Origin of the sequence: Sulfurovum sp. TSL6, from assembly GCF_019972115.1 — a bacterium.
In the GTDB taxonomy this organism is placed as follows: domain Bacteria; phylum Campylobacterota; class Campylobacteria; order Campylobacterales; family Sulfurovaceae; genus Sulfurovum.
This window is the reverse complement of record NZ_BPFJ01000002.1, coordinates 413553-434320: the sequence shown is the minus strand read 5'-3', so window position 1 is coordinate 434320 and position 20768 is coordinate 413553. Positions and strand designations below refer to the sequence as shown.

General features: G+C 39.3%; 22 protein-coding genes. 16 read left to right on the top strand and 6 right to left on the bottom strand.

Annotation, left to right across the window (positions count from 1 at the left end; translation table 11 throughout):
- Nucleotides 1-35: 35 nt before the first annotated feature.
- From LDM93_RS07140 to LDM93_RS07110, 7 genes are read left to right on the top strand one after another with little or no spacing between them, the layout of a single operon-like run.
- A complete protein-coding gene (locus tag LDM93_RS07140) occupies nt 36-983 on the top strand; it encodes a MoxR family ATPase (protein WP_223891589.1) in 948 nt (315 codons plus the stop codon).
- A gap of 11 nt (nt 984-994) precedes the next feature.
- Nucleotides 995-1822 carry a DUF58 domain-containing protein gene (locus LDM93_RS07135; RefSeq protein WP_223891587.1) on the top strand — a complete coding sequence of 276 codons (828 nt, stop codon included), beginning with the start codon at nt 995-997 and terminating at the stop codon, nt 1820-1822.
- Nucleotides 1823-1827: 5 nt separating this feature from the next.
- A complete protein-coding gene (locus LDM93_RS07130) occupies nt 1828-2244 on the top strand; it encodes a hypothetical protein (protein WP_223891586.1) in 417 nt (138 codons plus the stop codon).
- Complete coding sequence (locus LDM93_RS07125) at nt 2231-3148, top strand: VWA domain-containing protein (RefSeq protein WP_223891584.1); 918 nt, start codon at nt 2231-2233, stop codon at nt 3146-3148. Before LDM93_RS07130 ends, LDM93_RS07125 begins: the two co-directional genes overlap by 14 nt.
- 2 nt (nt 3149-3150) lie before the next feature.
- Entirely contained in the window at nt 3151-4122 is a 972-nt protein-coding gene (locus LDM93_RS07120; protein ID WP_223891583.1) for a VWA domain-containing protein, read from the top strand.
- Nucleotides 4119-4976, top strand: coding sequence for a tetratricopeptide repeat protein (locus LDM93_RS07115; protein ID WP_223891582.1), 858 nt, complete (start codon nt 4119-4121; stop codon nt 4974-4976). The genes LDM93_RS07120 and LDM93_RS07115 overlap by 4 nt, the downstream gene beginning before the upstream one ends.
- The gene (locus tag LDM93_RS07110) at nt 4960-6465 is read left to right on the top strand and encodes a BatD family protein (protein ID WP_223891581.1); all 1506 of its coding nucleotides are present in this window, start codon (nt 4960-4962) and stop codon (nt 6463-6465) included. Before LDM93_RS07115 ends, LDM93_RS07110 begins: the two co-directional genes overlap by 17 nt.
- Nucleotides 6466-6563: 98 nt before the next feature.
- Here the strand turns inward: LDM93_RS07110 and LDM93_RS07105 are convergent, their stop codons facing one another.
- A complete protein-coding gene (locus LDM93_RS07105; RefSeq protein ID WP_223891580.1) occupies nt 6564-7406 on the bottom strand; it encodes a prephenate dehydrogenase in 843 nt (280 codons plus the stop codon).
- 109 nt (nt 7407-7515) lie between these two features.
- Between LDM93_RS07105 and bamA the strand changes: the two genes are divergently transcribed.
- A complete protein-coding gene (gene bamA, locus LDM93_RS07100; protein ID WP_223891579.1) occupies nt 7516-9816 on the top strand; it encodes an outer membrane protein assembly factor BamA in 2301 nt (766 codons plus the stop codon).
- A gap of 49 nt (nt 9817-9865) precedes the next feature.
- Here the strand turns inward: bamA and LDM93_RS07095 are convergent, their stop codons facing one another.
- The 5 genes from LDM93_RS07095 to plsY all read right to left on the bottom strand — a co-directional run bounded on the left by LDM93_RS07095 (nt 9866) and on the right by plsY (nt 13697).
- Nucleotides 9866-11389 carry a Ppx/GppA phosphatase family protein gene (locus LDM93_RS07095; RefSeq protein WP_223891578.1) on the bottom strand — a complete coding sequence of 508 codons (1524 nt, stop codon included), beginning with the start codon at nt 11387-11389 and terminating at the stop codon, nt 9866-9868.
- Between the two features lie 7 nt (nt 11390-11396).
- Complete coding sequence (locus LDM93_RS07090) at nt 11397-11648, bottom strand: YfhL family 4Fe-4S dicluster ferredoxin (protein WP_223891577.1); 252 nt, start codon at nt 11646-11648, stop codon at nt 11397-11399.
- Nucleotides 11649-11996: 348 nt separating this feature from the next.
- Nucleotides 11997-12671: a homeostatic response regulator transcription factor HsrA gene (hsrA, locus tag LDM93_RS07085; RefSeq protein ID WP_223891576.1), complete on the bottom strand. Its 675-nt coding sequence runs from the start codon at nt 12669-12671 to the stop codon at nt 11997-11999.
- 74 nt (nt 12672-12745) lie between these two features.
- Complete coding sequence (locus LDM93_RS07080) at nt 12746-13072, bottom strand: dihydroneopterin aldolase (RefSeq protein WP_223891575.1); 327 nt, start codon at nt 13070-13072, stop codon at nt 12746-12748.
- A gap of 1 nt (nt 13073) precedes the next feature.
- The gene (plsY, locus tag LDM93_RS07075) at nt 13074-13697 is read right to left on the bottom strand and encodes a glycerol-3-phosphate 1-O-acyltransferase PlsY (RefSeq protein ID WP_223891574.1); all 624 of its coding nucleotides are present in this window, start codon (nt 13695-13697) and stop codon (nt 13074-13076) included.
- 117 nt (nt 13698-13814) lie between these two features.
- Between plsY and nadA the strand changes: the two genes are divergently transcribed.
- From nadA to LDM93_RS07035, 8 genes are all read left to right on the top strand, one after another.
- A complete protein-coding gene (gene nadA / locus LDM93_RS07070) occupies nt 13815-14822 on the top strand; it encodes a quinolinate synthase NadA (RefSeq protein WP_223891573.1) in 1008 nt (335 codons plus the stop codon).
- On the top strand, nt 14822-15640 hold the full coding sequence (nadC, locus tag LDM93_RS07065) for a carboxylating nicotinate-nucleotide diphosphorylase (protein WP_223891571.1): 819 nt from the start codon (nt 14822-14824) through the stop codon (nt 15638-15640). Before nadA ends, nadC begins: the two co-directional genes overlap by 1 nt.
- A gap of 66 nt (nt 15641-15706) precedes the next feature.
- Nucleotides 15707-16687 (top strand): bifunctional oligoribonuclease/PAP phosphatase NrnA, encoded by a 981-nt coding sequence (locus LDM93_RS07060; RefSeq protein ID WP_223891569.1) that lies wholly within the window; start codon nt 15707-15709, stop codon nt 16685-16687.
- Nucleotides 16677-18068, top strand: coding sequence for a M23 family metallopeptidase (locus LDM93_RS07055; RefSeq protein WP_223891568.1), 1392 nt, complete (start codon nt 16677-16679; stop codon nt 18066-18068). The genes LDM93_RS07060 and LDM93_RS07055 overlap by 11 nt, the downstream gene beginning before the upstream one ends.
- Before the next feature lie 93 nt (nt 18069-18161).
- Nucleotides 18162-19046, top strand: a complete 885-nt coding sequence (gene lpxC, locus LDM93_RS07050; RefSeq protein WP_223891567.1) for a UDP-3-O-acyl-N-acetylglucosamine deacetylase — start codon at nt 18162-18164, stop codon at nt 19044-19046.
- Complete coding sequence (locus tag LDM93_RS07045; RefSeq protein ID WP_223891566.1) at nt 19027-19497, top strand: hypothetical protein; 471 nt, start codon at nt 19027-19029, stop codon at nt 19495-19497. The genes lpxC and LDM93_RS07045 overlap by 20 nt, the downstream gene beginning before the upstream one ends.
- Before the next feature lie 99 nt (nt 19498-19596).
- Nucleotides 19597-20478 (top strand): homoserine kinase, encoded by an 882-nt coding sequence (gene thrB / locus LDM93_RS07040; protein ID WP_223891565.1) that lies wholly within the window; start codon nt 19597-19599, stop codon nt 20476-20478.
- 35 nt (nt 20479-20513) lie between these two features.
- Entirely contained in the window at nt 20514-20768 is a 255-nt protein-coding gene (locus LDM93_RS07035; RefSeq protein ID WP_223891564.1) for a DUF448 domain-containing protein, read from the top strand.

Genomic DNA, 20768 nt, shown 5'->3' with positions numbered 1-20768 from the left:
AGTATACTTTTCACATCAATATGTAGGAGAGTAACTTGAGTCAAACCATAGAAAACATCAAAACAGAAATTTCTAAAGTGCTTGTCGGACAAGATAAAATGATCGAAGGGCTTTTGGCAGGTTTACTTTGTCGCGGGCATATCCTGCTAGAGGGTGTTCCCGGACTTGCAAAAACGACTGCAGTCAATGCTTTGGCAAAGACACTTGGACTGGACTTTAAACGTGTACAGTTCACCCCCGACCTCCTTCCTTCTGACATCATAGGTACTGAGATCTATGATCCTTCTAACAATACATTTAAGATCAAACAAGGTCCTATCTTCACGAATCTTTTACTTGCTGATGAGATCAACCGTGCTCCAGCTAAAGTACAGTCTGCATTGCTTGAAGTGATGCAGGAAAGACAAGTCACCATCGGAGATGAAACATTCAAAATTGATCTTCCATTTTTAGTTATGGCGACACAAAACCCAGTAGAACAAGAAGGTGCCTATGAACTTCCTGAGGCGCAGCTTGACAGATTTATGATGAAAGTAGTGGTCGGTTATAACACCAAAGAAGAAGAGTTGGAGATCGCAAGACGTGTTGCGAATAACAGTTTTGGAGAGATCCAACAAGTAGCAACCATTGAGGATCTCAATAAGATCAGAGAAGAAGCGCTTCAAGTGCATATGGATGAAGAGATAGAAGCCTATATCATAGAACTCGTAGCTGCTACGCGTGATCCTAAGGCATATGGCCTTGAAGAGCTTGAAGCGTATATCGAATTTGGAGCAAGCCCGCGTGCCAGTATCGATATGTATAAAGCTGCCCGTGCGATCGCTTACTTGAAAGGACAGGATTATGTTTCGCCTATAGAGATAGCCTACATTGCAAAAGAGATCCTTCGCCATCGTATCATACTCTCTTATGAAGCACAGGCAGAAGATGTGACACAAGATGAGATCATAGAGAAGATTTTAGCTGCTGTTCCAATTCCGTAGAGGTATATGTTTTGAACAAAGCAGTTAAGAAAATTATCCTTAAAACAAAAAAGCAAGTCTATGGAGATATGCTGGGAAACAATGCCTCACTCTTTCAGGGGGAAGGCTTTGAATTTGCAGAACTTCGTGAGTATGTGTATGGTGATGATGTTCGTAAGATCGACTGGAAAACCACTGCAAAACTGGGCAAACCTTTTGTAAAGATCTATAAAGAGGAGAGAGAGCTGAATGTAGTGGTCGTTTCGATGCTTGGCGGGTCTGTCTATTTTGGTACCGTGAAACAAAAATCAGACGTTATCGCAGAAGTAGTGGCTACCCTTGGTTTTTCTGCTGTAAAAAACTCTGATTTGTTTTCACATATGATCTTTGCAGATCAACTGTATGAAGTCAGTAAAGTAAGTAAAAAACTTTTTTCTGTACATAAAGCAGTGGAAGATGTTTTTGAATTTGATCCACTAGGAAAAGAGGGTGATTTTTCTGCCTTGGTCGAGACACTGCATCACCGTTTGAAAAAGAAGTCTTTGCTTTTTATCGTGTCTGATTTTGTAGGAGATATAGACTTGAAGCTACTGAGTAAAAAACATGATGTTTTTGCAGTCATGGTTCGTGACAGGTTTGAAGAAGATCCTTCTGAACTGGGGTACCTCAGACTCATAGATATGGAAAGCAGACAGAGTTTTGAAGGTGATGTGGATAGTGCCACACTGAAAAACTACAAAAAAGCGTTACATGATAATGATGAAAAACTCTATAAGCAGTTTAAAAAGCAGGGTGTACGGTTCACCAAGATCTATACGCATGAAGAACCAGCACTCAAATTAATGAAAAGAATGAGGTGATAGGCATGGATACGAATCAAACAGCAAACATCAATGAGCAACTCAGAGACATCAAACCTTTACTTGAGATACCGGACAGTTCCTATTATATCTATTGGGGTTTGATCGACTTTGCAATTTTATTGGTGGCGGCTATTTTGTTTTTTGTAGGGAAAAAACTTTGGGATAACAGAAAGATCAATCTTGCAAAAGGCTACCTTGAAGCCATGAAAAAGATAGACTGGAAAGAGACCAAGAAGTCTGCCTATGAAGCCACACATTATGCAAGACTTTTAGCCACAGATGAGAGACGAAAAGAACTTTTTTCTCAACTCGAACCACTACTTGAACAGTATAAATATAAAAAAGAGGTAGATACTGTAGATCAAGATACCCTCAACAAATTCAATCTTTATGTGCAGGTGGCCGATGAGTCAGTTTAGTTTTGAGCATCCGGCCCTGTTAGGGATATTGCTTCTCTTCATCGTGTGCAGCATTTGGTGCAAAGAGAGAAGCCGCGCACTTTTTTTCCCTCATGTCAAAACACTGATGGCAAAGAGTGCAGGTAAGTCTTCCTTGCTATCTGTATTAAAGTGGGTGGGTATTACAGCAGCGGTGATCGCTTTGGCTTCACCGGTTATCACAAAAAGTTATTCAAACACCAAAAAAGAGGGACGTGACATTGTATTGATCATTGATTCGAGTGATTCGATGCGACAGCAAGGGTTTGATCCTTCTGATCCATGGAAAAACAAGTTTGATGTAGTCAAAGAAGTTGTGGGTGACTTTATAGAAAAAAGAGAGAATGACCGGTTAGGTATGGTCACATTTGCAGACATTGCTTTTATCGCATCACCTCTGACGTTTGAAAAGAAGTTTTTAACAGACATCACAAAAATGCAAGAGATGGGCATGGCAGGGAAACGAACGGCGATCAACGATGCTATCGTGCAGAGTTACAATCTCTTGAGTAAAAGCAAAGCCAGTTCCAAGATAGCCATTTTACTTACCGATGGTATAGACAATATGAGCAAAGTAGCGTTCGGAGATGTAAAAAGTCTTATAGAAAAACGTGATATTAAACTCTATGCCATAGGTGTAGGGGATGCACGTGATTATAATGCACAATATTTACAGGCATTGGCAGATGCGGGTAAAGGATTGGCATTTGGTGCACAAGATGCAACGACACTCTCTCAAATCTATGAGGAGATAGATAAACTTGAAGCAACCAAGATCGATGACAAAAAGATAGTGCAGCATACCTACTTGTACATCTATCCACTCTTTTTAGCAATAATGAGCTTGTTATTGTTTATTTATTTTAGAAACAGTAAAGGAGTCTAGAGATGAGTTTTGTAAATCCACAATTTTTTTGGGCACTCATCGTTCCTTTTGTCATCTTTGCGTTTCTCATTTCTACAAACAAAGAGAGGCTTGCACGTATCTTTGATGAAAAGGTACTGAAACGTTTGAGTGCGACAGATGAGAGTATGCCTTTGGTCGTACGTAATATACTGATGCTCTTAGCACTCTTTTTAATGATCGTTGCGATGGCCAGACCTGTGATAGAAAAAGGGGATAGGACCGTAGAAGTACAGGGATTGACACTGTTGACTGCACTGGATATCTCCGGTTCTATGAGGAGTACGGATGTCTATCCCAACCGTTTGACCTTCGCTAAAAAGAAGATGAACACATTTTTTGATGCCATGCCAAGCGATGAGATAGGGGTAGTGGCCTTTGCTTACAGTCCTTTTGTATTGGCGCCTTTTTCGAGTGATAAAGAAACGTTGAAAATGATGGTCGAAGGCGTAGATGACAGCTATATTAGCATGGGATCTACAGATTTTTCAGCCTTAGGAGAACTGGCAAGTTCTTTACTCGAAGATAAGAAGCCTAAGATCATGGTACTTTTCACTGATGGTGGAGATGAAGAAGCCATCGCAGGCTTTACCCAGATACTTAAAGAAAATGAGATAGACCTTTATGTAGTACTGGTAGGGACTGAAAAAGGAGCGCCTGTGATCGACGAGAATGGCAAACCATTTACGCTTGAGGACAGTACCATAGCGATCACGCAAAGAAATGATGCATTGGGTGAAGTTGCCAAAGAAAATGATGGTGCGTACGTAGTAGCAAGTACGGGTAAAGAAGATATCACGCAACTGGCATCTGTGATAAAAGGCAAATATCAAAACCAACAGCAGGGCGAAGTGACAGTGAAAGAACGTGTGGAATATTTTTATTACCCATTGGGACTTGGACTGTTACTGCTACTCATTTCATTGAGTTCGATGCCTAGAAGGAGAGAAGTATGAGAAGGATGATCTTAGGGATACTGAGTGCAGGTGCCTTACTCCATGCCGGGCTAACCGACTTCAAAACCATCAAAGAGGCAAATCAGGCCTATGAGGCTAAAGCGTATGGCAAGAGTGCAGCCCTGTTAAACAGTTTGGATACAAAGAGTCCCCAAAAACAGTATGACATAGGAAATGCATTGTACAAAGATAAAAAATATGATGAGGCGATCAAAGCCTATGAAAAAGCAGAAGGTATAGATGAAGCAACTAGACTGCATAACATAGGTAACACCCAGTTTCAGAAAAAAGAGTGGGACAAAGCCATAGAGTCGTATGAAAAAGCCTTGGAAATGAAAGAGGATGAGGATACAAGATTTAATCTTGAGTTAGCTAAAAAACAGAAGCAAAAAGAAGAAGAGAAAAAACAGCAGGAACAACAAGATCAAAATAAAGATCAGGAACAAAATAAAAACGATAAACAAAAGCAGGATCAAAAACAGAATAAAGAGCAAAAAGAGCAAGATAAGAAACAACAAGAGCAAAGAAACAAAGATCAAGAGAAGAAACAACAAGACAAACAAAATCAAGATCAAAAAGACAAAGAGAAGAAAAAGAAAGAAGATCAAAAGAAAAAAGAGGGTGATAAAGACAAATCTGATGCCAAAAAAGAGAAAAAGCCCCAAGATAAAAAAGGTGATCAAGCGCCAGATCAGCCTAAAGAGCAAAAGAAGATGAGTAAAGAAGAGAAGCTCAAAGAGCAAGAGCTAAAACGTCTGATGAAAAAGATGGGACAGAAAAAAACACCTACGATGATGTATCAGATGGGTGAAGGTAAAAAAGGTCAAAGGAGTGAAGATGCGAAACCTTGGTAAAGTATTATTGGTGATAACATTGGTTGTACAAGTGATGTGGGCTGATGGAGTAGAGGCTACTGTATCAAGTACAGAGGTTGTCAGGGGTAATACTGTTGAGTTACGCATTAAAGCGATAGGGGATGATGCAGAATTTCCAGATATTCAAATGATTGATGGACATAGTATCATAGGAACGCACTCCGGGAGCAGCAGTTCCTATAGCTATATAAACGGGACGATGAAAAGTGAGCATACCACGACAAAAACATTTACTTTCGTTCCCGACCAAAATGTGACCATTCCAGCTTATGAAGTGAAGATAGATGGCAAAAGTTATAAAACCCAACCCATTGAGATAAAAATCGTTACATCCAATGCCTCTGTAGGGCAGAATAATGAGATGTTTACTTTACAGATGCGTGCCAATAAAACGAAGGTAATGGTAGGTGAATCACTTATGGTAACTGTCTATTTTTCTTTAAAGAACGGTGTGAGACTATCACAGGATATACAATATAGTGCACCGAGTTTTCCAGGCTTTATCGTGACAGAAGGCGGCGAGCAAAATGCGTATATCAAAGGCAACTATCAAGTTCAGGAAGTACGTTATATTCTTACACCACAAGCAGAAGGGAACTTTACAGCAAGTCCGGCCTATGCCAAAGTAGGTGTAGCAGACAGAAGCAGAAGGGATATTTTTGGTATGACCTTTGGAACACAATGGAAGAAAGTAGCATCTAACAGTCTGCAGATAGATGTTTTACCTCAAGCACAAGAGAGTGATCTCGTAGGTGATTTCACGATCGATACGACGATAGATGCACAAGAGGTCAAAGCCAACAAACCGGTCAACCTCACAGTGAAGATAGAGGGAAAAGGTAATCTGGAAAGTTTTGAATTCCCTAAATATGAGATAGATGGGGTAACCGTATACAGTGATGAAGCTAAAATAGAGACGAAAGTTGTGGATGGAGAGCTCTACAGCAGTTACAGTAAAAGTTTTGCCTTTATCTCAGAAGAGGACTTTATGATCCCGGCACGAAGTTTTTCTATGTTGACACCAAAAGATAAACAGCTCAAAGAGCTTACGGTGAATACCTACGATATTAGCATTAAGAAGAAGTCATCTACTGCATCTTCTGCAACTACAAAACCCCATACAAATGGTGTGGTGCAAAGAAAGATATCACAACCTGCACAGCCTAAAGAAGTGGTAGTAGAAAAACAAGTAGAGGTTAAAAGTATCGCATGGTGGATGTTGGCGGCAGCCTTTTCTTTAGGTATGCTAATGATGTTTGTTCTAAGATGGTTGCCTCGTGTAAGAACACGAACTGCAAGTCCCTATAATGAGTCAGAAGCATTGAAGATATTGTATGGTCATATGAGTGAGGATGCCGAAATAGAAGAGATGGTCCGTAAACTTTATGCCCGTAAAAATGGCGATAAATCGGTTCAGATAGACAAAAAAGTACTTAAAGAGATGGTGAACCGCGTGAAGCAATCGTGAACAGTTTCACGATGGTAGTGAATAGAAACGAAGTGGTCGGAATCAAAGCTAGCATTTTAGGTAGGATCCTATCCCAAAGAGAAGATGGAGAGGCCGTATTAGTCTAAAATATCATGTAAAGTATTGGCTTCCCTCATCCAGTCATTCAACGTTTCCCACTCTTCATTCTCGACCATTTTTTGGCATTTTTTCAGTTCTGACTGAAATGAGTGTATGGCTTTAAGCACATTGGTCTTGTTTTGTCTAAAGATATCTTCCCACATATTAGGAGAAGATTTAGCGATACGGCTCATGTCTTTAAATCCACCGCCTGCCAGAGCGATAATACTTTTTGAATCTTCCTGTGCCATCACAGAATTTGCCAAGGAATAACTTATCGCATGGGGCATGTGGGAGATGAAGGCAGCATGTCTATCATGCTCTTTAGCACCCATACAGACGATATTCATGCCTATGTCATTAAAAAGTTTTTTGGCAACATTTTGCTGATGTGATCCACTCTTTTCAAGATCACAGAGTACGACAACTTTGTCTGTATAAAGATCTTCAAGTGCAGCAGTAGGACCAAATTTTTCGGTACCTGTCATAGGGTGTGCAGCCACAAAATTAGGTCGAATATCAGAAGGGATAGAAAGAGAGATCTTCTCTTTGGTACTTCCCAGATCAATCACGGTACATGTATCAGGTAAAGCACCTAACTGTTGAGCTACAGAGATTATGCCATCTACAGGTATACTAAGGAAAATGATCTCGCAATTTTTGAGTGCTTCGGTAGAGGTACAAATTTCATCAACGAGACCGAGTTCAAGTGCTTGTGAACAATGCAGTTCATTATGATCCAGTCCTATGAAATAATAGTCTTTGGAGAGCTTTTTAAGCGCAAGACTTAAAGATCCCCCCATAAGTCCTAGACCCACTATACCGACTTTGATTTTAGCCATAAAATACCTACCTCAATTTTTGGAAGAGTATAGCATGATTTATCTGTTTCTTATGAGATTCTTATTGAAAAACAGATAGAATATTGGCAAATTACTCTAAGGCTTAATGATGATCAAAAAGATGGCACTGGTTCAGATACTACTTTCTTGGATGCTTGTTGGTTCACTCCTTTCAGCGCAGAAAGTCACACAGATTAAATTTGAAGGACTTGCGCATCTTTCTCCAACAAGTGCAAAAGAGATTGCCGGCATCCGAGTGGGTGAAGAGATACATGCTGGTAAGATCAATGATTCCATTAAAAACTTATTTGCGCAAGGATATTTTAAAGATGTGTGGGTAGACCAACAGGGCGGGGTACTTATTTATCATTTTAAAGAAAAACTGGCTATTGCAAATGTCGATATCAAAGGGTATGGATCAGGTGATGATGGTATGAAGCTTCTGGAGGGTATAGGCCTTAAAAAAGGTGATCTCTATGATGAAAGACGTGTGAAGAAAGCCAAAAGAACACTGATTTCCAAGTTGGAAAGTCAGGGCTATTATGACACAGTGGTGGATGTGAGCACGACCCCTGTAGGTCAAAGCAGTATAGCGATTGTATTTGATGTAAACAAAGGTGAGAAGATCATTATCCAAGAACAAAACTTTGTAGGGGCTGAGGAGTTGGTTCAAAGTGATCTAGAATTAGACCTTGCGAACAAAGAAAAAGATTTTCTTGGTTGGATGCCTTGGAGAAACAGTGGTGAAGCGACTGTGGATCAACTGGAATATGATGCATATAGAGTCAAAGATGTTTACATGAGACATGGTTATTTGGATGCCTATGTCAGTAAACCGCTTATGAGAGTGGATTTTGGTTCCTATAAGGCAAAAGTAGATTATCAAGTGATCGAGGGTGTACAATATCGTGTGGGAACCATAGGTATCACACAAGATGTGAAGGGACTTAACACAGAAGATCTCAAAGATGAACTGATTTTGAGAGAAGGTAAGATCTTTAACATTAAGCGTATGCGAAAAGATATCAGTATTTTGGAAGAAGAAGTAGGTAATCTTGGTTATGCATTTGTAAAAGTTGCTCCACAAATGCATAAAGATCCCGAAAAGAAGATCATTAACCTGAACTATGTGGTTCAACCAGGAGAAGTTGTGTCGATCAATGATGTGATCATTTCGGGTAACGATACGACTAAAGACAGGGTGATCCGCCGTTATATCTATTTGGCACCTGGCGATACATTCAGTGCTAGAGACCTTAAAGATTCAAAGAATGCATTGGGAAGAACAGGGTTTTTTGAAAAAGTCGATGTTGAGAGTCAGAGGATCTCAGCGAATAAGATCAATCTTCTTGTGAAAGTCAAAGAGACATCTACAGGTACGATCTCTGCAGGTGGTGGATACGGAAGTTATGAAGGGGTAATGCTTAATGCGTCTATTTCAGATAGAAACTTTTTTGGTTCAGGTATCAATACAACCTTAGGTTTTGAAATATCAAAAATCTCAACAAACTACAATCTCTCGTTTGTCAATCCAAAAGTGTGGGACAGCATGTACAGTTTAGGACTCAGTCTTTATAAAAAAGAGTATGAGTATATAGACTATACGCAAGACCAGTTAGGTGGATCTCTGAACGTAGGTAGAGAATTCTACAGATATTATCATGCTTCTGTAGGAGTGGGATATGTTGATAACCAGTCAACGATGAATGATACAAATACTACACTGTTTGATGAGTATTATTTTAATCTTTATAATGACCAGTACAAAAAGACTTCTCTCTTTGCAAGTGTAAGTTTTGATAACACGGATGATTTTTATACACCAAGAGAAGGAATGATCGCAGCTCTGAATCTTGAGTATGGACAATTGGATGGCGATGATTATAATGCTACTCAATATCCTAATGGTTATGCAGATATCATAAAGACAAGTGCAAAAGTAGGACTCTATTATGGATTGGAAGATTGGATCGATTATGATCTTATCTTACGTCTTAAAGGAAGAATGACAACGATTGCAAGTGATAATGGCACGTATCTTCCTATCGCTGAAAAGCTCTTTTTAGGGGGTATAGGATCTGTAAGAGGGTATAATCCTTATTCTCTTTCACCATTAAATGATCCAAATGATCCCTACAGTGGCCGTAAAGGAGGTCTCCATAGAGCTTCCACCAGTGTCGAAGCTAGTATACCGCTCTCTGAAGCAGCAAAGATGAGATTGGCATTTTTCTATGATTACGGTATGATCGGTGAGGATAATTTTAACGATATCACAAGATCGTCAACCGGTGTGGTCCTGGAATGGCAGTCAGGATTTGGACCGATCAATCTCGTATTTTCTTATCCGATCGATGAACAAGAAGGTGACCAAACAGCGGTATTTGAGTTCTCTATGGGAAGCAAATTCTAGAGATAGACTCTATACTGAGCCAGGGTTGTCCCTCGCTCTCTATACCTATTTAAATTCCCAACTTTTTATTTTTAGGCAATCTACTTTCGTCTTCTATAATGATGGCAAACGGTATAGGTTTTTCCAAAGCTTTTACATTCTCTTTTGCCAGGTATAAGGGCCTGTCTGATGTGATACGAAGGGTTCTATTTTCATAGCTAAATGAGAGATTCGCACTGTTGGAAGCTTCTTGTAGGAGTACAGTAAGCGTATAGATAAAGCTTAACCAAAGCAGTGCATTCTTTTCTGGAAGAAGCGGTTTATAGTGTTTAAAGAGAGGTTTGTTTAAAAGCTCCTTGCCATACATTCTCAACAATAATGATATAAGAAGTATCTCTTCATGGGTAAAACCGTAATTCAGCTCTTGCATGGCGATATAGAAAGCATGTTGATGTGACCTGTAAACAGTCAGTGTTTGTCCGATACTGGAGAGTGTTACTGCCCACAGAAGTTCTTTTTCATATTGTTTCCCATCATCAATATCTTTTTGTAGTACAGTATAAAGGTTTGAAGCCAGTTTACGTTTTGTTTTCTGGTTTTTTTGTATGTTGACCAAAGGTTGAAATCTATCCAATATAGAGACAACACTGGGATTGATACGGCTTGGGAATTTGAGGTTATCTTTTTTAAGAAGTTGTTCCAGGAATACCCCTTCTCTTACACCAGCTGCACTTGAAATAACCGTTATTGTACCTATATGGGAAAGTATTTCATTAAAGATCAGTGTCCCTTCGCGTATCGTATCATAGCGGTTTTTTTTCAATCCGAATTTTTTAAGGTTTTTGGCACTGGAGAGAGGGATGGCATCGAGGTAGGATTGATGTTCTTTCACGTTATAGGAAAAAGCATGCAGCTTATCTAAAGGGTATGAGACTTGCTTCATAATACCCTTAGAAAGCGTTCTTGCAGTACCCCCTATACCGATGGCCATTGTATGTTTAAAATGCTTTGGAAGTTGATCTAAGGCATGTTGTATGTATGCTTTTGCTTTTTCATTGATCTCTGAAGGGTTTACCCCTTTGTCAAAAAACAGTTCTTTGAGTCTTACGGTACCAAGATCAAGGGAATAGGTATCAACGATTTGACCATTTTTTATGAGTGTCATATCGGAGGACCCCCCTCCGATGTCTATACTGATCCCCTCACTGATAGGCAGTAAATTGACTGCTGCGATACCACCATATTTTGCTTCTTTGTTTCCATCGATGATCTTGATAGAGAGACCAAGCTCTTGTTTGATCCATTGGACGAACTCTTTTCCGTTTGGTGCATCCCTAAGTGCAGAAGTAGCGATACAAAGTGTTTTATTTACCTGGTATTTGTCTATAGTGTGAAGGAAAGATTTTAAAGTGAGGTAGGCTCTTTTGATACCAATGGGTTGAAGATAACCCTCTTTTTCATAAGCGCCTTCACCAATACGAACTTTGGATTTTTGTTCGCAGATAAGATGAAAGCCATAACGACTTGTTTTTTCAAATATTACAAGTCTTGCTGAGTTTGAACCGATATCAATGATAGCAGTTCGTTTTGACATGCTCTAACTACTCTTCTTCTTGCAGTTTGTCATATTTGAATTTTAACTCTTCCACGTTCTCAACATTGTCTGGGTCCGGGACAATACAGTCTACAGGACATACAGCAATACATTGAGGTTCATCAAAATGACCTACACACTCTGTACATCTATCAGGATCGATAATATAAACCGGATCATTTTCTTCGATTGCCTCATTCGGACATTCTTCTCTACATGCATCACATGCAATACATTCGTCAGTTATTACTAATGCCATGGTTTCCTCTGTATATGTTATTTATACGAGTTATAACGGAACAAAGCTTATGCTTAAGTTAAATTATCTGTGAATTTATAATAAAATTTTACTTTGGTAGTTTTTCGGTAAAAGAGGAGAGGATTTAGGGTCTATTTTACCTGCAATTTTTTATCGTATTTTTGCGATGAAATCATAGACAAAACCCCGTAATATATTAGATATGCATTGACTTATCTTTGTGATAATAAACTATATAGTGCCGAATGTACAAGTCCTATTATAAAAAAAGAATGGCTTTATGGGTTGGATGCGCTGTTTTCATCCACATAGGAGGAAAACGCCAAAACGTTTTCATGGGAGTTTGACCTATGAGATCTTTTTAGGAAAGCAAAATCTATAACCGCGTCTTCTGACCGTTTCAATGGTAGTAATATCCAAAGGTTTATCCATCTTCTGACGGATCTGATTAATAGCAACTTCAATCACATTCGGTGTGACAAGCTCCGGTTCTTCCCAGATAGCATCAAGCAGTTGCTCTTTAGAGACGATCTGATCTTTATGCATGGCCAAATGCGTCAAGACCTCAAATGGTTTACCTTTGAGTTCTATCTCTTCACCCTCATAAATGATCTTCTCTTCTTCAGGATTAATGATAAGGTCATCTATTTCGATAATGTTAGAGACACCAAAGCGTAATTTTGCCTCAATACGTACCAGTAAAATATCAAAATCAAGAGGTTTTCTGATAAAATCATCCGCACCGGATCTCAGTGCTTTGATCTCGCTCTCTTTGTCTTCCCGTTCAGAGAGAACAATGACAGATGTTTTGTGTGCTTCTGTTTTGATAGTGGAGATGATATCCAAATTTTTGTCACTGCCAGATGGCCATCCAAGTAGCACCAGGTCATAGTTTCTGATCTGCAGAAAATATCTTGCATCATCAAGATTTTCAGCTACATCATTCTGATAACCCTCTTGTGTCAACGTATCTGAAAGTGTCTTACTCTGTGTCACTTCATTTTCTATGATCAATATTCTCATAACATGCACCTTTGTTCTATCTTTAAGATTTATTTAATATTATAACATAAAAAATAGTGCTTTTTAAAAAAAATTTAAAAATTCCAAGTTTTACTTAAGGAAACGTTGCATTGGGCTAAGATATCGGGTTTAGATATCTTGAGTGAAAGTGTTTGAAGCTGTGGGTAGGTTGTATAGAGTACCTCTTTGAGTCCTAAAAGCGCATTTTCCAAAAGTTCATAGCGTTTTTCTTTGAGTTCATTTTGTATCAACAGTACCATATCCGCATAATCGATAAATTGATCATCGCTGTAATCATAGGAAGCTTGAAGGTTGATGATGACACGTTGAGGTCTGTCTCGTTCAAAGTCCAGTAAGCCAATGATGACATCAAAAGTCAGATCTTCTATGTGAATGGTCATGTTAGACTTTGCCTTCTTCTTTTTTAAAGAGTCTTACGATATTTGGGATATGTTTATAAAAGATGATGAATGCAATGATCCAGATAGGTGCATGAGAACCTATACCAGGCACTTCAGGATAGAGTATATAAGAGGCGATAATGAATGCTATGAGACCAATAAGTGACGAGAGTGATGATATCTTCAACCCTTTGGCTGCAACCAGCCAAACAACAATGGCAATCAGTGCAGGGATAGGCATCATAATAAGCAGTACACCAAAGCCTGTTGCCACACCTTTCCCTCCTTCAAAAAACAAAAATGCCGAAAAACAGTGACCGACAACGGCAAGTACTGCAATGGTCCAGAGTACACTTTCAGGAGCACCAAGCATCATAGCTATAAGTATCACAACCACACCTTTGATGGCATCCAAAAAGAGTGTGATTGCTCCTAATTTTTTTGCCAGTTTCGGGTCTTGTTCTTTGACCACACGAAGTACATTGGTCGCACCGATATTACCGCTACCTGCTTCTTTGATGTCAACGCCTGCAAATTTTTTGGCAAGTAAGTATCCAAAAGGGATCCCGGCTATAAGATATGCCGCAAGATAGAGTAAAATATTTTGATTTGTTAAAAAGTCCATGAGTCGTCCACTATTAAAATTTATACGGCACTTATCTTGAAAATGTTATAAGTGCTTGAATAGTGCAATTTTATCCGAATTTTGATAAAATAGCCACAATAGTTAAGGATATATAAGATGAGTATAGATTATAAAGCTGAGATAAACAGACTAAAAAAAGAATTGGATGTCACGGTAGTGGCACACTATTATCAGCGTGATGAAGTCTTTGAAATGGCTGATATCACAGGTGACAGTCTTGAGTTGGCACGCAGATGTCAGGCAGACACAAACCCTTGGGTCGTTTTTTGCGGTGTGGGGTTTATGGGGCAAAGTGTCAAGGTTATTGCACCTGAAAAACGTGTGCTTATGCCAAAGATCGCATGTTGTGCTATGGCACGAATGATGGATGGATCATATTTTGACGAATCCGTACAGTATATGGTAGACAGAGGTATTACCAAAGAAGATATCCTGCCTATTACCTATATCAATTCTGATGCTTCAGTCAAGGCAAAGGTGGGGAAGATGGGCGGACTCGTATGTACCTCTTCCAATGCCTATAAGATCATCGAGAAAGGCTTGGAGAGCGGGAAGAAGATCCTCTTTGTCCCGGACAGATGTTTAGGACAGAATTTTGCGATACAGATGGGATTGAAATCCTGTGTGATCGGTGTAGAAGAAGAGGGCAAAGAGTGTGATCCTAAAGAAGCAGATATCATTTGTTTTAATGGTTTCTGTTCTGTACATCAACTCTTTACGGTAGATGACGTAGAGTTCTACCGAAACAAGTACCCGGGTATTAAAATAGCTGTACACCCCGAATGTGATCCAAGTGTCGTACTGGCAGCAGATTTTTCAGGTTCTACCTCACAATTGATCAAGTATGTCAATGACCTTGATCCAGAACAAAAAGTCGCCATAGGTACAGAGTACAATCTTGTCAACAGAATGAGAAAGGGTAATACCTATGTACTCTCTTCCACGAAGCCGGAGTGTCCTACCATGAATGAAACGACTTTAGAAGATCTGTACAATACACTCAAGTCTATAGAGGACAATAAGCCTATCAATGAAATTGTAGTGGATCCCGATACGATCAAATATGCCAATGTAGCATTAGAACGTATGTTGGCGATAAAATAATGTTAAAAGAGACATTTTTAAAGGCTTTAGTAGCTGAAGATGTAGGACGTGGAGACCTCTTCTCACGTATCAGTTCAGGTAAGCCCATTCGGGCTTATATCATTGCCAAGAGCGATGGTGTACTCGCCGGCCAGGAGTATATAGATGCCTTTGCAAAAATGTATGATCTGACACTGGAATGGAAAAAATCTGATGGCAGTCGTTTTAGCAAAGGTGAAAAACTTCTTTTTATCTCAGGAGACTCAAAAACCATTCTTTCTCTGGAACGTTCTATTTTGGATATGGTTATTCATGCAAGTTCTATAGCAACCTTGACAGATTCGTATGTCAATGCCATTAAAGACACGGGTGTGAAGTTACTGGATACAAGAAAAACAAGACCGTTACTTCGTGAATTTGAAAAGTATGCCGTACGCTGTGGCGGCGGCATCAATCACCGTATGGGCTTAGATGACTGTCTAATGCTCAAAGATACACATTTGCAGACCATAGAGGATCTGGATGTATTTATGCAAGAAGTACGACAAAAAATACCCTTTACTTCCAAGGTAGAAATAGAGTGTGAGAGTTTGGAAATGGCAAAGAAAGCGATGAAATCAGGAGCAGATATCGTGATGTGCGATAATATGTCTACAGAAGAGACCATGAAAGTCGTTGCATACAGAAATGAAAACTATCCGCATATTTTACTTGAGGCCAGCGGTAATGTAACATTGGATACGATCGAAAAGATCGCAAGTACGGGAGTAGATGCCATTAGTTCGGGATCGATCATTCATCAGGCAAATTGGATAGATCTCTCTATGAAGGTAGAGTAGTAACACTTCATTAACACTCTTTGTATATAATCTCAGACTGTGCAAATTAAACCATGAAAGAATACAATGATACGTGAAGGTCTCCCTTATGATGAAGTCAGAAATAAGATAGAAGACACTGGTTCTATTACGATACTTTCCCATCTGAACCCTGATGCAGATACTTTAGGTACGGCTTTAGGACTCTATGCATTGTTAAGTACAGATAAAAGGCTAAAAGTTGAAATAGTGAATGCTTCAACCGAGTTACCCCTTTATCTTGATTTTTTACCAAACTTTAAAAAGATCAAGCATCATATCGATTATGCGGACAGTGTGATAGTCTCTTGTGACTGCGGGAGTGTGGATAGACTGGGATTTGATCTAGAGGGTAGAGATATTATCAATATCGATCACCATCAGAGTAATACACGTTACGGAAGTATCAACGTAGTGATAGCAGAATATGCCTCTGCGTCACAGGTGGCATTTGCATTGTTTAAAGAACTTTATCCTGTAAAGGCTGATGCAGCAACTTGTTTTTACACAGCACTGCTCTCTGATACAAGATTTTTTACAACCTCTTCAGTCAATGAAGAAGTGTTTACCGTAGCAAAAGAACTTGTTCATGCGGGTGCTTTACCTGATGAGATAGCCTGTCACTTTACACAGAGACGACCATTGAGTTCATTGCGTATTTTGCAAAGAGCTTTAACGTCTTTATCTTTATACCATGACGCGGAGATAGCTGCACTCATGGTAACCAAAGAAGATATAAACGCATCAGGTGCAACGGTACCGGATATGGAAGGTGTAGTGGATTACGCCAGATCTTTAGCGACCGTTGAGATAGCGATATTTGCGATGGAGTTGGCGAATGGTATCCGTATCTCTTTACGCAGTAAAAAAGTAGATGTATCCAAAGTGGCTATGGCTTTTGGGGGCGGCGGGCATAAAGTGGCTGCAGGTTTTACCTTAGGTGATAAGGGAGCGCAATGCGGATTACAAGAAAGTATAGATACAATTTTAGCAAAGATAGAAGAATTAGGATTACTAGATGAGAAATAGAAGTGGTAAAAAAGGCGGAGCAAAAATCGTAGGCGGATTATTTTTAGTGGTATTAGTGGGTTTACTTGCTGGAGCGGGGTATGTGTATACGGCACCGGAATTTGAAAGAGAAGTCCCCAAAGTCTACAGTGAGCAAAATATGTTTTGGAACCGAAAGGATCCATTAAAAGTGCAACTCACTGATAATGAAGGATTAAAACGTTTTCAACTGATCTTGAGCGACGGGCAAAAGAGTCTTATTGTTGGAGAGGGAACCTTTGAAGGAAAACCAAAAGAGCAAACGCTTCTGGTGAACTATCCACAAAGTAAAACACTGGATACAAAAGCAAGCAAGCTAAAATTAAAAGTGTTGGTCAATGATAGCAGTCTATGGAACTTTGGTAAGGGAAACAAGAGTGAACAAGTGATCGACATCAATGTTGACTTTAAAAGACCCAATGTAAACATACTTGCAAACTCTTACAGCATTACGCAAGGCGGAAGTGCTTTAGTTGTATTTCAAGCAGAAGATGAAAATCTTGATATGCTTTATGTGAAAGTAGGAGAAGAGAAATTTAAAGCACAACCGTATAAAAAAGAAGGATACTATGCCGCACTTATCGCATGGCCATTTACGCAAACAGAGTTTAAAGCTGAGGTCATAGCGATAGACGCTGCCAAAAACATACGTACTGCTGACATTCCTTTTTATGTCAAAAACCATGAGTATAAAGTTTCATGGATCAGAGCAAAAGATAAATTTATCGATGGAAAGATCACGGATCTTGCATCAAGTGATCCTGAATATGCCCATATCGACGATAAACTGGAAAAGTTAAGAGCGATCAATGAAACCATGCGTTTGAAAAATGAAGCCTTGATCCACTCCTTAAGTAAAGAGGTCTCTTCTGATGTGTTGGAAAGCTGGAAAATGAAAAAGTTCTACCCGCTTAGAAATGGACAAAAGGTTGCGAGTTATGGTGATGAAAGACATTACTACTATGGAAACAAAGAGAATGAAGTATCTCACTCCTATCATGTAGGGTATGATCTTGCAAGTACAAAAATGGCTACGATTAAAACTTCAAACGCAGGTAAAGTAGTATTTGCGAATGAAAATGGAATTTATGGAAATATGCCTATGATCGATCATGGATTGGGTCTTTATTCACTCTATGGGCACTGCTCTCAACTATTGGTGAATGAGGGCGATGAAGTAGATGCGGGAGATGCCATAGCAAAAACGGGTGTTTCTGGTTTGGCATTGGGTGATCACCTGCATTTTGGTCTTTTGGTTCAAGGTGTAGAGGTCAGACCGGTAGAATGGTTTGATCAAGAGTGGATCAGAAAAAATGTGGATAATATTTTTAAGGCTGCGGATAAGATCATTCAAGGTAAATAGCCTAAAAATTATACATAGCAAAAGTGTACACTTTGCAATAATTATTATATTATACTATAATACGCCCAATAAAAAATGAGAAAGGAGGAAGTCATGCAACAAAGAACACTGAAAAAACCTGTTGAAGTGATAGGTATAGGTCTGCATAAAGGTGAGCCGATCAAGTTAAGACTTGAGCCGCTTGATGTAGATTCCGGTATTATGTTTTATCGTGAAGATCTAGCGATGAGAATACCACTTTCTCCTGACTCGGTCATAGATACACGTATGGCTACGGTCATAGGAAATGAGAAAGGGTATATCTCTACAATAGAGCACTTTCTCTCTGCCGTATACGCGTATGGTATAGACAATATGCGTGTGATCGTGGACGGAAATGAGATGCCGATCATGGATGGTTCATCCATCTCTTTTTGTCTTTTGTTGGAAGAAGCGGGTATTCAGGAACAGGATGCTCCAAAGAAAATTATCCGTGTCAAGCAACCTGTTGAGGTAAGTGAAGGTGATAAATTTGTACGTCTTTTACCTCATGAGAGTGCACAATTTGACTTTCGTATCAAGTTTGACCATCCTGTGATCGGTGATCAGAAAGAGCATTTTGAGTTTAGTACCAAAGCGTTTGTAGAAGAGATCGCAAGAGCAAGAACATTTGGATTTGCGAAAGATATACAGTATCTGCAAAGTCAAAACTTAGCGCTTGGTGCAACACTTCAAAATGCCATAGGGCTCGATGACCATAAAGTACTTAATCCTGAAGGATTACGTTTTGAGAATGAATTTGCAAGACATAAGATCTTGGATGCCATGGGTGATATGTTGGTCTCTGGCCATAACATTCTAGCTAAATATGAATCATTTGCAGGAAGTCATGATCTCAATTATAAACTGACATCCAAATTGCTTTCAGACAGTAAAAACTATGATCTTGTAGCAGTAGAAGAGTTACAAAGTAGGGCATTTGCAAAAAGCTTTGCCTAAGAGATACGAACTTCTCATTATATCTATCTCTTCACCTCTGATGTTAGGGGTCTATGAAGAGGGCAGGCTTATTGACACGATATCCAGTGATTTAAAAACTTCCGAAATTCTTTTACCCTTGATTAAAGAGTGTCTAGACAGATATGATATTAGCAGGATCATTTATACCCGAGGTCCTGGCTCCTATATGGCTATAAAACTCACCTATATTATGCTTAAAACGATAGAAATTGTACAAGGTATTGAGTGTGTCGGATGCAGTGGTTTTGCCTTAAATGGAGGGGAACCTATCAAAGCGATAGGTAACCTTTATTTTATCAAGGAAAAAGAGACTATAATTACAAAAAAATATGAACAAGCAATGAATGTAAAATTTACATTACCTCAGAGTATTCAAGATCTTGAATTGGATGAAGAATCAACACCTGAGTATATACTGCCAGCTGTGTAGGAACCATGTAACCTGTTACATGGTTCCATAGCTGAAGTTGACATGGCGTCAGCGTAGTTTTTGGAGAGTTCTCTAAAAGCGTTCAAAATAAGGACAATGATGTTTATAAGCGTACCCGCAACCTCTGCAAACTTAGGCCCTGGATTTGATACCTTGGGTCTTGCAGTAGATCTAAGAAATGAAATTACTATCACACCTTCAAAATTTTTAAGTCTTTCGACACATGGAGAGGGTGATGACAATCCTAAAATAAAGAAGAATTCTCTGTTTTTAAGTATTTTTAATGAAAATTATAAAAGACTCACCGGTAGAGATGATAATTTTAGGTTTGAGTTTCATAACCGTATTCCCATCTCAAGAGGATTGGGAAGTTCTTCTGCGGTTATTGTGGCTGCATTGAGTGCAGCGTATACCGCGGCAGGTAAGAGATATAACAAAAGAGAAATACTCAATCAGGCATTACGCTATGAACATCACCCGGACAACATTACACCCGCAGTGATGGGTGGATTTAATGTCGCCTGTGTAGAAGGTGACAGGGTCTACAGTAAAAAAAGGCGTATGCCCGACTATTTAAAAGCGGTAGTGGTTGTACCTAACCGTACCATATCTACGGCAAGATCGCGTACTGTCTTGCCCAAAATGTATAGAAAAGAAGAGACAGTCTATTCACTATCACGTTCGTCCTATATGACAGCACTGTTTATGAGCGAATCCTGGGATCTTTTGCGTATCGCATCCAAAGATAAGCTACATCAGGCAAGACGAATGAAAATGATGCCTGAATTGTTCGATGTACAGAAGTTGGCACTGAAGCATGGTGCACTGATGAGTACACTTTCCGGTTCAGGTTCCACATTTTTTAACCTTGCATACGAGAAAGATGCAAATAAAATAGCACAAGCACTACAGGCACGTTTCCCTCAATTCAGGGTTTTTATTCTCTCTTTAGACAATAATGGTGTCATCACCAAAAGTTAAGCTGTACGCTTAATCTCTTTTTAGGTATAATACGCATGAAAAAATCACAGCCAACACGTATGTGCATCGCTTGCCGAAGTAGACTTCCTCAGAACACTTTGATTCGTTTAAAACAAGAGGGTGACGAGGTAGTAGGATTTGATGGTAAAGGAAGAAGCTTTTACCTCTGTGATATTTGTATACATAATGAGAAAAAAATCAAAGGCTTAGTGAAGCGTTTTAAACAAGATGCAGGACGATTTACTAAGTTATTGGAAGAGTTGGCTAATGAAGCCGACACATGCAACTAG

Excerpts from the sequence above, each read along its gene's own strand:
- LDM93_RS07035 (WP_223891564.1), top strand. The coding sequence starts at position 20,514 with ATGAAAAAATCACAGCCAACACGTATGTGCATCGCTTGCCGAAGTAGA.
- LDM93_RS07115 (WP_223891582.1), top strand. The coding sequence starts at position 4,119 with ATGAGAAGGATGATCTTAGGGATACTGAGTGCAGGTGCCTTACTCCAT.
- LDM93_RS07130 (WP_223891586.1), top strand. The coding sequence starts at position 1,828 with ATGGATACGAATCAAACAGCAAACATCAATGAGCAACTCAGAGACATC.
- LDM93_RS07120 (WP_223891583.1), top strand. The coding sequence starts at position 3,151 with ATGAGTTTTGTAAATCCACAATTTTTTTGGGCACTCATCGTTCCTTTT.
- LDM93_RS07125 (WP_223891584.1), top strand. The coding sequence starts at position 2,231 with ATGAGTCAGTTTAGTTTTGAGCATCCGGCCCTGTTAGGGATATTGCTT.
- bamA (WP_223891579.1), top strand. The coding sequence starts at position 7,516 with ATGATCAAAAAGATGGCACTGGTTCAGATACTACTTTCTTGGATGCTT.
- thrB (WP_223891565.1), top strand. The coding sequence starts at position 19,597 with ATGTTTATAAGCGTACCCGCAACCTCTGCAAACTTAGGCCCTGGATTT.
- LDM93_RS07060 (WP_223891569.1), top strand. The coding sequence starts at position 15,707 with ATGATACGTGAAGGTCTCCCTTATGATGAAGTCAGAAATAAGATAGAA.
- LDM93_RS07095 (WP_223891578.1), bottom strand. The coding sequence starts at position 11,389 with ATGTCAAAACGAACTGCTATCATTGATATCGGTTCAAACTCAGCAAGA.
- hsrA (WP_223891576.1), bottom strand. The coding sequence starts at position 12,671 with ATGAGAATATTGATCATAGAAAATGAAGTGACACAGAGTAAGACACTT.
- LDM93_RS07055 (WP_223891568.1), top strand. The coding sequence starts at position 16,677 with ATGAGAAATAGAAGTGGTAAAAAAGGCGGAGCAAAAATCGTAGGCGGA.
- LDM93_RS07105 (WP_223891580.1), bottom strand. The coding sequence starts at position 7,406 with ATGGCTAAAATCAAAGTCGGTATAGTGGGTCTAGGACTTATGGGGGGA.
- lpxC (WP_223891567.1), top strand. The coding sequence starts at position 18,162 with ATGCAACAAAGAACACTGAAAAAACCTGTTGAAGTGATAGGTATAGGT.
- LDM93_RS07080 (WP_223891575.1), bottom strand. The coding sequence starts at position 13,072 with ATGACCATTCACATAGAAGATCTGACTTTTGATGTCATCATTGGCTTA.
- LDM93_RS07110 (WP_223891581.1), top strand. The coding sequence starts at position 4,960 with ATGCGAAACCTTGGTAAAGTATTATTGGTGATAACATTGGTTGTACAA.
- plsY (WP_223891574.1), bottom strand. The coding sequence starts at position 13,697 with ATGGACTTTTTAACAAATCAAAATATTTTACTCTATCTTGCGGCATAT.
- nadC (WP_223891571.1), top strand. The coding sequence starts at position 14,822 with ATGTTAAAAGAGACATTTTTAAAGGCTTTAGTAGCTGAAGATGTAGGA.
- nadA (WP_223891573.1), top strand. The coding sequence starts at position 13,815 with ATGAGTATAGATTATAAAGCTGAGATAAACAGACTAAAAAAAGAATTG.
- LDM93_RS07090 (WP_223891577.1), bottom strand. The coding sequence starts at position 11,648 with ATGGCATTAGTAATAACTGACGAATGTATTGCATGTGATGCATGTAGA.